Source organism: Agromyces hippuratus (genome assembly GCF_013410355.1).
GTDB classification, from domain to species: domain Bacteria; phylum Actinomycetota; class Actinomycetes; order Actinomycetales; family Microbacteriaceae; genus Agromyces; species Agromyces hippuratus.
In genome coordinates, this window is the sequence record NZ_JACCFI010000001.1 from 1,536,731 (window position 1) to 1,549,463 (window position 12,733).

At 70.5% G+C, this 12,733-nt stretch carries 12 protein-coding genes; 1 reads left to right on the forward strand and 11 read right to left on the reverse strand.

What is annotated here, in order from left to right:
• Positions 1-207: 207 nt before the first annotated feature.
• Genes BJY17_RS07175 through BJY17_RS07185 form a run of 3 tightly spaced genes read right to left on the reverse strand, consistent with a single transcriptional unit; the run spans position 208 to position 2,647 of the window.
• Positions 208-1,686, reverse strand: coding sequence for a malate:quinone oxidoreductase (locus BJY17_RS07175; protein WP_179550757.1), 1,479 nt, complete (start codon positions 1,684-1,686; stop codon positions 208-210).
• Positions 1,687-1,732: 46 nt separating this feature from the next.
• Positions 1,733-2,179, reverse strand: coding sequence for a VOC family protein (locus tag BJY17_RS07180; RefSeq protein WP_179550758.1), 447 nt, complete (start codon positions 2,177-2,179; stop codon positions 1,733-1,735).
• A 48-nt stretch (positions 2,180-2,227) separates the two neighbouring features.
• Positions 2,228-2,647: a hypothetical protein gene (locus tag BJY17_RS07185; RefSeq protein ID WP_179550759.1), complete on the reverse strand. Its 420-nt coding sequence runs from the start codon at positions 2,645-2,647 to the stop codon at positions 2,228-2,230.
• Positions 2,648-2,739: 92 nt separating this feature from the next.
• Between BJY17_RS07185 and BJY17_RS07190 the strand changes: the two genes are divergently transcribed.
• Positions 2,740-3,360 carry a MerR family transcriptional regulator gene (locus BJY17_RS07190; protein ID WP_179550760.1) on the forward strand — a complete coding sequence of 207 codons (621 nt, stop codon included), beginning with the start codon at positions 2,740-2,742 and terminating at the stop codon, positions 3,358-3,360.
• 36 nt (positions 3,361-3,396) lie between these two features.
• Here BJY17_RS07190 and BJY17_RS07195 read toward each other — a convergent pair whose 3' ends face one another.
• From BJY17_RS07195 to BJY17_RS07230, 8 genes are all read right to left on the reverse strand, one after another.
• Entirely contained in the window at positions 3,397-4,410 is a 1,014-nt protein-coding gene (locus tag BJY17_RS07195; RefSeq protein ID WP_179550761.1) for an N-acetylglucosamine kinase, read from the reverse strand.
• Positions 4,407-5,666 (reverse strand): 6-phospho-beta-glucosidase, encoded by a 1,260-nt coding sequence (locus tag BJY17_RS07200; protein WP_179550762.1) that lies wholly within the window; start codon positions 5,664-5,666, stop codon positions 4,407-4,409. The genes BJY17_RS07195 and BJY17_RS07200 overlap by 4 nt, the downstream gene beginning before the upstream one ends.
• A gap of 103 nt (positions 5,667-5,769) precedes the next feature.
• Positions 5,770-6,924 (reverse strand): ROK family transcriptional regulator, encoded by a 1,155-nt coding sequence (locus tag BJY17_RS07205; RefSeq protein WP_179550763.1) that lies wholly within the window; start codon positions 6,922-6,924, stop codon positions 5,770-5,772.
• A 69-nt stretch (positions 6,925-6,993) separates the two neighbouring features.
• Complete coding sequence (locus BJY17_RS07210) at positions 6,994-7,815, reverse strand: ABC transporter ATP-binding protein (RefSeq protein WP_179552759.1); 822 nt, start codon at positions 7,813-7,815, stop codon at positions 6,994-6,996.
• Positions 7,816-7,832: 17 nt separating this feature from the next.
• Positions 7,833-8,720: an ABC transporter ATP-binding protein gene (locus BJY17_RS07215; RefSeq protein ID WP_246303678.1), complete on the reverse strand. Its 888-nt coding sequence runs from the start codon at positions 8,718-8,720 to the stop codon at positions 7,833-7,835.
• Positions 8,717-9,796 (reverse strand): ABC transporter permease, encoded by a 1,080-nt coding sequence (locus BJY17_RS07220; protein ID WP_179550764.1) that lies wholly within the window; start codon positions 9,794-9,796, stop codon positions 8,717-8,719. The genes BJY17_RS07215 and BJY17_RS07220 overlap by 4 nt, the downstream gene beginning before the upstream one ends.
• Positions 9,789-10,793 carry an ABC transporter permease gene (locus BJY17_RS07225; protein ID WP_179550765.1) on the reverse strand — a complete coding sequence of 335 codons (1,005 nt, stop codon included), beginning with the start codon at positions 10,791-10,793 and terminating at the stop codon, positions 9,789-9,791. Before BJY17_RS07225 ends, BJY17_RS07220 begins: the two co-directional genes overlap by 8 nt.
• A gap of 50 nt (positions 10,794-10,843) precedes the next feature.
• Positions 10,844-12,508: an ABC transporter substrate-binding protein gene (locus BJY17_RS07230; RefSeq protein WP_179550766.1), complete on the reverse strand. Its 1,665-nt coding sequence runs from the start codon at positions 12,506-12,508 to the stop codon at positions 10,844-10,846.
• Between the last annotated feature and the right edge of the window lie 225 nt (positions 12,509-12,733).

The window sequence follows — 12,733 nt, forward strand, 5'->3', positions numbered from 1 at the left end:
GTGGATGGGTGCACGCTGACGCGGTCGCGTCGGCACGGCCTGATCAGAACCGTGGGCACACCCGATGTCTACGGCGCCTCAGGCGCGGGACGAGGGTGTGTGCTCACTTCATAGCGGGTACGACGGTACCAGAGCGTTCGAGGTTTCGACAAGCTCAACCCGCAGAGGCCTGCTGGTCGAGCCTGTCGAGACCCGAGATCGAGCGCGTCAGGCGGTGAGGTCGAGCACCTTCGCGGTGGCCGCGAGCGAGGCGGCGGCCGCCTCGGGGTCGCTCGAGAGCTTCGTGCCGTAGCTCGGGATCATCTCGCGCAGCTTCGGCTCCCACTCCGCCATGCGGTCGGGGAAGCAGCGGCCGAGCACGTCGAGCATGATCGGCGCAGCGGTCGAGGCGCCCGGGGAGGCGCCGAGGAGACCCGCGATCGTGCCGTCGGCGCCGGTGATGACCTCGGTGCCGAACTGCAGCACGCCGCCCTTCTCGGGATCTTTCTTCATGACCTGCACGCGCTGGCCGGCCGTGATGAGCTCCCAGTCTTCACTCTTGGCGGTGGGCATGAACTCGCGGAGTGCTGCGAGCTTCTTGTCGCGCGAGGCGAGCAGCTCGGAGACGAGGTACTTCACGAGGTCGAAGTTCTTCAGGCCCACCTGGATCATCGGGCCGAGATTGTGCAGCCGGATCGAGAACGGCAGGTCGAACCACGTCGAGGTCTTCAGGAACTTGGGCGTGAAGCCGGCGTACGGCCCGAAGAGCAGGGCCGTCTCGCCGTCGACGACGCGGGTGTCGAGGTGCGGCACCGACATCGGCGGCGCGCCCTTCGCGGCCTTGCCGTAGACCTTCGCGTGGTGCTGGGCGACGATCTTGGGGTTCGTCGTGCGGAAGAACTGGCCGGAGATCGGGAAGCCGCCGAAGCCCTTGATCTCGGGGATGCCCGAGTGCTGCAGCAGCGCGAGGGCGCCGCCACCGGCGCCGACGAACACGAAGCGCGCGTTGACGGTCTTCGGGGTGTTGCCGACGAGGTGGCGCAGGCGCAGCTTCCAGGTGCCGTCCTTCTGGCGCTTGAGTCGGGTGACCTGGTGGTTCGTGGCGATCTCGGCGCCGCGGCGCTCGATGTCGCGGAAGAGGAGCTTCGTGAGCGCGCCGAAGTCGACGTCGGTGCCCGCGACCGTGCGGCTCGCGGCGACGCGCGCCTTGGGGTTGCGCTTCTTCGCGAGGAGCGGGGTCCACTCGGCGATGCGTTCGAGGTCTTCGGTGAACTCCATCTCCTCGAAGAGCGGCTGCTCGGCCAGGGCGGCGACGCGCTTCTTCAGGTACTCGATGTTCGCCTTGCCCCTGACGAAGGTCATGTGCGGCGCGGTGTTGATGAAGTTGTGCGGCTCGGGCAATGCACCCTGTTCGACGAGGTACGACCAGTACTGCCGGCTCACCTGGAACTGCTCGTTGATCGAGACGGCCTTGTCGGCGCTGACCGTGCCGTCGGGGTTCTCGGGCATGTAGTTGAGCTCGCAGAGCGCTGCATGGCCGGTGCCCGCGTTGTTCCACGCGTTCGACGACTCCTGCGCGACCTCGCCGAGTCGCTCGTAGACGCGGATCGTCCAATCGGGTTGGAGTTGCGAGAGCAGGGAGCCGAGAGTCGCGCTCATGATGCCCCCGCCGATCAGCACGACGTCGACGGTTTCCTCTGAAGTCACGGATTCCAGTGTAGATGCCGTGGATGGTGCCCCCGACCAGCGGCGTTCAGGCTCCGCGCAGCACCGGCAGGCCTCGCTCGTCGAGCGGCCACGACGGGTTGTGCGCGAGCTCCCAGAGGTTGCCGTCGGGATCGGCGACGTACCCGCTGTAGCCGCCCCACTCGGTCTCGGCGGCCGCCTTGGAGATCGACCCGCCGGCGAGCACCCAGTCGCCCACGGCGTCGTCGACCTCCTCGCGCGAGGCGAGGTTGATCGCGAGCGCGACGGCCCGGAAACCCGGAGCGTTCGCGTGCATGGTCGGGAGCGCGGCGTCCTTCGCGAGCTCGGCGGTCTCCCAGAGGGCGAGCACGCCGCCGGGGGTGGCGAAGAAGGCGATGTCGCCGTCGACCGACGACGGCGCCTCGCGCCAGCCGATCCTGCGGTAGAACGCGGTCGCGGCCTCGACGTCGGCGACGCCGAGCGTGACGAGAGAGAAGCGCTGCGGAATGGCCATGCGCCGACGCTACGCCGATCGGGCTCGTCTCGCACCCGTCCGGCGTGATCAGAGGGCCGCGATGCCGCCCGCGACGAGGCCGACCCCTGCTGCGATGAGCCCGGCGGTGAGCGAGGCGGCTCCGACCCAGAGGAGCACGATGAGCCGGTTCGGCTTCTCGGGCTCGCGGCCGAGCACCGAGAGGAAGAAGCCGGCGGGCATGAGGATCGCCGCGATCGGCGCGCCGAGCCGGGCGAGCCAGAGCCAGAACCCGTCGAGCGCGGCGTACGAGACGACCGACAGGATCACGATCGAGAGCACGAGCAGCACGGCCGCGTGCGCATGGCCCGCGCGGAAGAAGCTCGTCTGCAGCCGGTTCGCGGGCGCCAGCCCCCGCACCACGCGGGTGAGGAAGTAGCCGCCGCTCTCGACCGTGACGAGCGCGAGCAGGAGGACGCCGATGAGGATGAGATCTGGTGCGGACGGCATGGCCGGTCCCTTCTTCGCGGATCCATGATTGGATAGTTGTACTCTCCAATATTAGAGAGTTGAACTATCCAATGCAAGGGTCAGGTTTCCTCATGCGCATCTCCGCACTCGCCGCAGAGGCCGGTCTGCCGGTCGCGACCGTGAAGTACTACCTCCGTGAGGGGCTCCTGCACCCGGGCACCGCGACCTCGGCGACGCAGGCGAGCTACGACGAGCGCCACGTGCGCCGGCTCCGGCTGGTGCGCGCGCTCACCGGCCCGGTCGGGCTGAGTGTGCAGCAGGCGCGCGCCGTGCTCCAGCTCGTCGACGAGCCCGGCGACGACCTCTACTCCACCCTCGGCCGCGCGGTCGGGGCGCTGCCGCCCGACGGCGCCGAGCCCGCCGGCGCCGACGACCCGTATCCGCGAGCGCGCGCCGCACTCGAGGCGCTCGGTCAGGTCTACGACCCCGGGTTCGCCGCGGTCGCGCAGCTCGAGGGCGCGCTCGCCGCCGCCGACGACGCGGGCATGCCGATCACGCCCGAGCGTCTCGCCCGCTACGGGAGCGCCGCCGCAGACCTCGCCGCCTACGACCTCGCGCGGATGCCGCCGGAGCCGCACGCCGCCGTCGAGTACACGGTGCTCGGCACCGCGCTCTACGAACCGGTGCTGCTCGCGCTCCGCCGACTCGCCCACCAGGACGCCGCCGTGCGTCGCCTCGGAGGAGAGGCCTGAGCACCGAGCGATCGACCGCTCGCACCCACAGCGCGGTCAGCGCGCGACGGGCGCCGCCTCGCGCTCGGCAGCGGCACGCGTCATCCGCGTCGCCCGCGTGACCGCGTCACGCGCCCGGTCGAGCGCCTCGGCGCTCGCCCCCGCCCGATCGAGCGCGAGCAGCGCGGCTCCGACGATCGGCGACGCATCGAGGATCTCGATGCGCGCCAGTGGAGCCACGACGGCCAGACCCGAGGCGATGCCGCCGATGAGCCGTTCGTCGCCCGAGCGGACGATGCCGCCGCCGAGCACGATCGGAACGGCACGATCGACGAGCCCGAGCCGGGTCACGCAGGCACGGGCGAACGCCACGATCTCTGCAGCCTGACGGTCGACGAGCCCCGCCGCAACGGCGTCGCCGGCGCGCGCGGCGTCGAAGACGGTCGGCGTGAGCGCGGTGAGCTCGCTCGACTCGCGCCGGCCGAAGTGCAGGTCCTCGATGAGCGCCGGCACCGAAGCGACCCCGAGCTGCTCGACGATCGCCGCGGTCAGCACCGTCTGCGGGCCCCGCCCGTCGACGTCCCGCGCGGCATGCCAGAGCACCTGCTCGCCGATGCCGCTGCCGCCGCCCCAGTCGCCCGAGAGGGCGCCGAGCGAAGGGAAGCGCACCTCGGCACCGTCGGCGCGCACGCCGACCGCGTTCACGCCGGTGCCGCAGACGATCGCCACGGCGTCGGGCTCGTCGGTGCCCGCGCGCAGCACGGCGTAGAGGTCGTTGGCGACGACCGTTGACGGCCCCGACCAGGCGAACCCTGCGATCGCGGCGGCGTACTGCTCGACCTCGACGGGCAGGTCGAGACCCGAGACGTAGAGCCCGGCATGCGCGACGGGGCGCTCCCCCGCCACGGCGCGCACGAGCTCGTCGACGACGGCGACCGCCTCACCGAGCCCTTCGAAGTGCGGGCTCGAGCCGGCACCGCGCTCGTGGGCGACGAGCTCGCCCTCGATCGTGAGCGCGACGGCGTCGGTCTTCGAGCCCCCGCCGTCGACGGCGACGATCACGCCACTCATCGCGCCCACTCCAGGAACGGGGCGTTCTCGGCCATGAGCAGGTCGGTGAGCTGCTCGGCCCGGTCGTGCTGCAGCACGAGCGGGTGCGCGCGCATCGCGCGGAGCACGCGGTCGCGACCGCCGTGCACCGCGGCGTCGAGCGCGAGGCGCTCGTAGCCGGCGACCCCCGAGATGAGTCCGCGGATGTCGTCGGGCAGCGGCGCGACCGGGTCTGCGACGAATCCCCCGTCGCGGAACACGGCCGGAACCTCGATCACGTGGTCGTCGGGCAGGAACGGCAGCACGCCGTCGTTGCGCAGGTTGACCACCCGCGAGCGGCTCGCGCCGTCGCGCATCGCCGCGAGCAGCTCGATCGCCGCCTCGGAGTAGAACGCGCCGCCGCGTCCCTCGAGTGCTGCCGGCTTCTCGTGCTGCGCCGGGTCGGCGTAGAGCTCGAGCAGTTCGCGCTCGATCGCGCGCACCGCCTCGGCCCGCGTCGGCTCGTGCAGCTGCTCGCGCAGCACCTCGTCGTGCGCGTAGTAGTAGCGCAGGTAGTACGAGGGCACGACGCCGAGTTGCGCGATGAGCGCCGGCGCCAGGTGCACCTCGCCTGCGAGCTCGCCGAGTCGGTGCTCGAGCAGCCCCGGCAGCCGGTCGGCGCCGTCGATGACGACGCTCCGCTCCCAGGTCAGGTGGTTGAGGCCGACGTGCCCGAGGCGCACCCGGTCGTGGTCGACGTCGAAGAGCGAGGCGAAGCGGCGCTGGAAGCCGATCGCGACGTTGCAGAGGCCGACGGCTCGGTGGCCCGCCTCGAGCAGGGCACGCGTGACGATGCCGACGGGGTTCGTGAAGTCGACGATCCAGGCGTCGGGCTTGGCGTGCGCCCGCACGACGTCGGCGATGCGCAGCACCACTGGCACGGTGCGCAGCGCCTTCGCGAGGCCGCCGGGCCCGGTCGTCTCCTGGCCGATGCATCCGGCCTGGTGCGGCCAGGTCTCGTCGGCATGACGGGCGTCCTGCCCGCCGACCCGCAACTGGATGAGCACGGCATCGGCACCGGCGACACCGGCGACGAGGTCGGTCGTGCCGATCACCTTCGCGGGGTGCCCGGCGTGCTCGAGCATGCGCTGCGACATGCCCGCGACGAGCGCGAGACGGTGCTCATCGGGGTCGACGAGACGGATCTCCTCGAGCGGCAGGGTGTCGCGCAGTCGTGCGAACCCGTCGATGAGTTCGGGCGTGTAGGTCGAGCCTCCGCCGACGATGGCGAGCTTCATCAGTCCTCAATTCCGTGCGTGGGGCGCCCCGCGCGCGAGCGCGGAGCGAAAGGTCGGTGGCCGGGCGGCGGATGCCCCGTGGCATCCGCTCTCTGCGGCCGAGTCAGGTGGCGAGCGAGATGTCCGCCTCGAGGTGGTCGCGGATCTGCTCGACGAGCTGCTGGCGCGCGCCGAGGAGCACCGGCTGGGCGCCGGTGCCGCTCGTGCGCATCGCGAGCTTCGGGTGCGCCGCCGGGTCGACGCGCTCGGCGACGAGCTCGGCGAGGCGGGCACCGCCGGCGGTGCCCGTGGGCCCGCCGAGCACGATCATCGAGGGATCGAGGATCGCCAGCAGCGGGTTGACGGCGAGGATCACGCGGTCGGCGAGGGCCGACAGGGCGTCGTCGTCGTCGGCGAGTCGGGGCAGCACCTCGGCGAGCGTCTCGTCGTCGCCGCCGATGAGGCGGGCGACGGCCGGCCCGCCGAGCAGGTCGGTGAAGTCGTTCGCCGCGGGGGCGAGCGGAGCCGCCGTCCGCGGCACCGCGAGGTAGCCGATCTCGCCCGCCCCGCCCGAGGCGCCGCGGTGCACGACCCCGCCGAGGTCGAGGCCGACGCCGAGACCGTCGCCGATCCAGAACAGGGCGAAGCTCGCCGCCTGCTGCGCCGCGCCCGACGAGCGCTCCGCCATCGTCGCGAGGTTGACGTCGTTGTCGATCGTCACCTGGAGGCCGAGCTCCTGCTCGATGCGGGCCCGCGATCCGATCTCGGGCCACCCGGGCAGGGTGTCGGTGAACGAGAGCTCGTCGCCGTCGACGAAGAACGCGGCCTGCACGCCGATCACGACGCGGCTGACCGTGCTCTCGTCGATGCCGGCCTCGGCGCAGGCCGCCCGAACAGCGGCGCGCACGTCGCCCTCAGGAGAGCGCTCGTGCCCATCGGTCGCGATCTGCACGATCGGGTGGTCGTGGTCGACGGCATCGACCACGACCGCCTGGATGGCGCGGTCGAGGATCGAGATCGCGACGCCCGTGATGCGATCGGTGCGCACTCCGTAGGTGATCGCGTTCGGCCCCCGGCCGCCCGACCGCTCGCCGACCGGCCGGATCAGGCCGACCCGCTCGAGGCGGGCGAGCATCTGCGATGCGGTGGGCTTCGAGAGCCCGGTGAGCTCGCCGAGTCGCGACCGGGTGAGCGGACCGTGTTCGAGCAGGAGTCGGAAGGCGGTGCGGTCGTTGCGCGCCGCGAGCCACGTGGGGGTGCCCGGGTCGATCTGGTTCACGGCAGTCCGCCTCTCTCGTTTCGTGTTCGTGGTCACTCTATCTGCAAGGAATCTTTACTGATTGGCGCCTCACCCGCCGTTCCGCACATCGTCGCGCAGTCGCCCGAGTCGATCCGGGTCGGCGGCGGCCTCGAGCAGCGTCTTCGTGTACTCGTGCTGCGGATCGAGGATCACCTGCTCGCTCGGCCCGCGCTCGACGATCTCCCCGCGGTACATCACCAGGATCTCGTCGGAGAAGTGCCGCGCGGTCGCGAGGTCGTGCGTGATGTAGAGCAAACCGAGGTGCTCCTGCCGCTGCAGCTCGGCGAGCAGGTTCAGCACGCCGAGGCGGATCGACACGTCGAGCATCGACACCGGCTCGTCGGCGATGATGAACCGCGACCCGGGGGCGAGCGCACGGGCGATCGCGACGCGCTGCCGCTGACCGCCCGAGAGCTCGTGCGGCCGACGATCGGCGAAGCTCGCCGCCGGCGAGAGGCGCACGCGCTCGAGCAGTTCCTCGGCGCGCTCGCGGATCTGCCGCGACGAGAGCCGCGGGTTGTGGATGCGCAGCGGCCGCTCGAGGTGGTGCAGGATCGGGTGGAACGGGTTCAGCGAGCTGAACGGGTCCTGGAAGACCATCTGCACGTCGCGCCGGTACCGGGCGAACCCGCCGCCGCGGGTCGCGCTCGTGCGCCCGTCGAGCAGCACCTCGCCCGACGTCGGCGTCTCGAGCTTGGCCATCATGCGTGCGATCGTCGACTTGCCCGAGCCGCTCTCGCCCACGAGGGCGATCGTGCGACCCGGCTCGAGGGTGAACGAGACATCCTTCACCGCATGGAGCGTGCGCACCTTGGTGCCGCTGCGCAGCCGGAAGTCCTTCACCAGGTTGCGCGCCTCGAGGGTCGCCATCGCCGTCGCCTGCCCGCTCATGCCGCACCTCCCGCTGCCGCGCCCGTGCGGATGAAGTCGCCGCGATCGCCGCGCAGGCTCGGGAAGCTCGAGAGCAGCCGCCGGGTGTACGGATGCTCCGGCGCCCGGTAGATCTGCTCGGCATCGCCCTGCTCGATGATCTCGCCGTCGAGCATGATCGCGATGCGATCGCTGATCTCGATGAGGAGCGGCAGGTCGTGCGTGATGAAGACCACGGCGAAGCCGAGGCGCTCGCGCAGTCGCATGATCTCGCGGATGATCCCACGCTGCACGACGACGTCGAGCGCCGTGGTCGGCTCGTCCATGATCATCACCTGCGGGTCGAGGGCGAGCGCCATCGCGATCATGACGCGCTGGCGCATGCCGCCCGACAGCTCGTGCGGAAAGCTCGAGAGTCGCGTGGGATCGACGCCGACGAGGGTCAGCAGCTCGGCGCTCCTGGCCTCGCGCTCGGCGCGCTTCATGCCCGGCCGATGGGTCGTGAACACGTCGTGCAACTGCTTGCGCACGTTCATGACGGGGTTCAGCGAGTTCATCGAGCCCTGGAAGACCATCGACACCTTGTTCCAGCGGAACCTGCGCAGCGCCTCGCCGTCGAGCGCGACGATGTCGATGTCGTCACCGGATGCATCGTGGAACACGACCTCGCCGCCGGTCATGAGCGCCGGGGCCTTGAGCAGCCGGTTGAGCCCGTAGGCGAGGGTCGTCTTGCCGCAGCCCGACTCCCCCGCGAGCCCGAGGATCTCGCCGCGGTGCAGGGTGATCGATGCGCCGCGCACGGCCTTCACCGGCGGATCGACCTCGTACTCGATCGAGACGTTGTGGGCGGTGAGCACGGGCTCGCCGAGCGCGGCGACGTTCATGGCGTTGGCGTTGGCGTTCATGCGAATGCTCCGGTGTCGGCGACGCCCTTGCCGGCCTTCGCGGCCCGGCGCTGGCGCTTCGCGTTCTCAGGCGCGAGCCTGAGCTTCGGGTTCACGACCTCGTCGATCGCGAAGTTGATGAGGGAGAGTCCGGCGCCGAGCGCGGCGATGATGAGGCCAGGGGGCACGAACCACCACCAGGCGCCGGTGCCGACCGCCTGCCCCGTCTGGGCGTCGTTCAGCATCGTGCCGAGCGTGATCGACCCGGTCGGCCCGAGGCCGAGGTACGAGAGGCCGGCCTCGCCGAGCACCGCGAAGATGACGCCGAAGATGAACTGGGCCGCGAGCAGCGGCACGAGGTTCGGCAGGATCTCGACGAAGATGATGCGCCCGGGCTTCTCGCCCGCGACACGGGCCGCGGCGACGTACTCGCGGGTGCGCAGTGAGCGCGCCTGGGCTCGCAGCACCACGGCGGAGCCCGCCCAGCCCGTGATGCCGAGCACGAGTGCGACGAGGAGGGAGCTTCGGGCGAGCGGCCCGAGACCCTCGGCGGTCTGCACGTAGGCGGCGATCACCATGACGACGGGCAGGCCGGGGATGACGAGCACGATGTTCGTGAAGAGCGTGAGCACCTCGTCGAGCACGCCGCCGAAGTAGCCGGCGAACACGCCGAAGACGACGGCGAGGAAGAGGGCGACGAGGCCGATGAAGAGCGAGCCCTGCGTGCCCCAGGCGAGCTGCGAGAACACGTCGTAGCCGAGCTTGGTCGTGCCGAGCCAGTGCTCGGCCGACGGCGGCTGCAGGGCCTCGTTGCTCGAGTCGCGGGGCGGCTGGGCGATCATCGGGCCGAAGATGCCGAACAGTGTGATGAGGCCGACGATCACGACGCCGGTGATGAGCTTGCCGGAGCGGCTCGGCAGGATGTGCCGGAACCGGCCGCCGCGCGTCGCACGTGCTGCCGCGACCGCGGCGGTGGCGGTCGCCTCGCGGGTCGTCTCGCGCACCGCCTCGGCGGAGACGGGCGACTGGAACGGCGCGTCGTCGCCGGTGGCGTAGGCGTCGTCGGCGCGATCGAGGGTGGGCTGGGAGTCATCCATTGTGTCGCACCCTCGGGTCGATGAAGCCGTAGATGAGGTCCATGAAGAAGTTGGCGGCCAGCACGGTGAGCGTGATCACGAGGAAGACGCCCTGCATGAGCGCGTAGTCGAGGCCCTGCACCGCCTGGATCATGAGCTTGCCGATGCCCGGGTAGCTGAACACCTGCTCCATGACGATGGAGCCGGCGACGACGAAGCCGAGGGCGATGCCGAACCCGGCGAGGCTCGGGATGGCGGCGTTGCGCGAGGCGTACCTCGTGCGCACCCGGCGCGGCGTGAGCCCCTTCGCCTCGGCGGTGACGACGTAGTCCTCCGACATCGTCGACACCATCATGTTGCGCATGCCGAGGAGCCAGCCGCCGACCGACGAGAGCACGATCGTGGTCGCCGGGAGGATGGCGTGGTAGATCGCGCTGCCGACGAACGCCCAGGTGGGCTCGGGGCCGGCCGGGAACTCGAAGACGTCGTACCCGCCGACGATCGGGAACCAGCCCAGCTGCACCGAGAACACCGCGACGAGCACGAGGGCGAGCCAGAAGTACGGGATGGACTGGAAGACCGTGGTGACCGGCACCAGGTGGTCGAGCGCGGTGCCGCGCCGCCACCCCACCCATGCACCGACGATGATGCCGAGCAGGAAGGAGATGACGGTCGCGACACCGACCAGGATGATCGTCCACGGCAGGGCCGCCGCGATGAGATCGGCGACCGAGGCCGGATACCTCGTGGAGGAGACGCCGAGGTCTCCCTGAAGCAGCCGGCCCCAGTACGCCACGTACTGGTCCCAGAGGGACATGTCCTTCCCGGCGCCGAGGATCGAGGTGATCGCCTCGATCGTCTCCTCGGAGAGCGGGCGCCCGCCGCTGGCGCGCCGGAGCTTGCCGAGCATGATGGCGGCGGGGTCGCCCGGCAGGAGCCGCGGGAGCAGGAAGTTGAGCGAGATCGCCGCCCAGAGGGTCACCAGGTAGAAGGCGACCCGCCGAAGGTAGAAGCTCATGCCACTGCCGTCCTCGAGTTCGGAAGGGTTCGTTCCATGGGACCGGCGGCCTACTTCGCCGGGGTGAGGTGCGAGAGCACGACCGCGTTGGCCACCGCCAGGTACGGCAGCGGCGCGGCGTACAGGTCGCCCTCGCTCGGCCATCCGCTGAACTTCTCGGTGTTGAAGAACGACTGCGAGGCGTTCAGCACCACCGGGATGTACGGGAGGTCGCGTGCGATCTCGGCCTGGATGGTCGCGTAGGCCGCCTGCTTCGTCGCGACGTCCTGCGTCGCGCCGGCCGCGAGCACGGCCCCGTCGACGACCGGGTTCGAGTAGCGCGCGTAGTTCTGGCCGACGAGCGGGGTCTCGCCGACCTTCGCGGTCGAGGTGCCGGCGAAGTACTCGTGGTAGTTCGAGTACGGGTCGGCGACGATGCTCTGCGTGAGGCCGTAGAGCGCCATCTGGAAATCGCCCGACTGGATCGGCGTCCAGTACTCGGCGTCGGAGACGGTGCGGGCGTTGATGCGGATGCCCGCATCGGCGGCCTGCTCGGAGATGAGCTTGGCCGCGTCGTTGTAGTCGGTCCAGCCGTCGGGCGAGAACAGGTCGATCTCGAAGGCCGTGCCGCCCGTGCCGTAGAACCCGTCGGCATCCTTCGTGTAGCCGGCGGCCTCGAGGATCGCGCCCGCCTCTGCCGCGTTCGCCTCCTGCGGGCTCGTCGCGAGCTCGGGGTCGCTCAGCCACTGCTCATCGCGCGGCTGGAGGGTGAACGACGGCGAGGACTCGCCCGCGAGTCCGGCGAAGGCCTTGTCGGCGATCGTTGCGCGGTCGATCGCGACGTCGATCGCCTGGCGCACGGCCGGGTCGGTCTGCGCACCCTCGCACCCGAGATCGGCGTTCGCGCAGGTCGTGATCGTCGTCGGGTCCTGCTGGAGGTTCTGCGTCGTGATGTTCCCCTCGCCGGTGACGGCGTCGGGGTTCGCGATGAACTGGCCGACCCAGTCGATCTTGCCGGTCGTCAGGAGGTCTTGCGACGACTGGTTCGAGTCGAGGCCGAGGTACTGCACCTCGGTCACGGCGGGCGCGCCGTCGCGGAAGAGCTCGTTCGCCTCGACCGTGTAGGCCGCATCGGAGAAGCTCTTCAGCACGTACGGGCCGGAGCCGACGGGCTCGGGGTTCGTCTCGGCCATGAAGTCGTCGATGTCGGCCCAGATGTGCTCGGGGATGATGTACGTCGAACCGAGCGTGAGCGAGGCGCTCGTGAACTGCGGTTCGGTGTAGGTGAGCACGACGGTGGTGGCGTCGGTCGCCTCGGCCGAGACGAACTGCTCGGACTTGTTCGAGCCGTACCCGAAGGTGAAGGCGACATCGTCGGCGGTGAGGTCGTCGCCGTCGCTCCACTTGAGGTCGGGCTTGATCGTGACGGTGAGCGTGCGGCCGTCTTCGCTGTACTCGTAGCTGTCGCCGATGAGCCCGACGGGCGCATCGGCCGAGAGCTGGTTGAAGAAGAACAGCGGCTCGTAGATCACGCCGAACGTCGCGTGCACGGCCGTGTCGACGGCGAACGGGTTGAAGTTGTTGTTGATCGGGGTGGCGCTGCCCGCCCAGACGCGGAGGACAGAGGCGTCGTCGCCGCCCCCTCCTGCCGACGGGGTGCATCCGGTCATTCCCAGGGCGATCGCGGCCGCTCCGGCGGCGAGTGCCACCGCGAAGGAGCGTTTGGTTCGAGTCATCTCCGGCATTCCTCTCGTGCTTCGTTGCGTGGAAGGTGGTGCAGTTCGCCGCGTGCAGGATCTCGGTGCTCACGCGTACTGGAAGCGACCCTAACAGAAAAGATAGTAACTAGAAACAAGTCATTCAGTTTCTGTTCCAGCCGCGTTTCCCACGCGTTTCGGCCCGGAGACGACGAAAGCGCGGTGCCGACCAGGTCGGCACCGCGCTTCGATCGCTCGAACGCC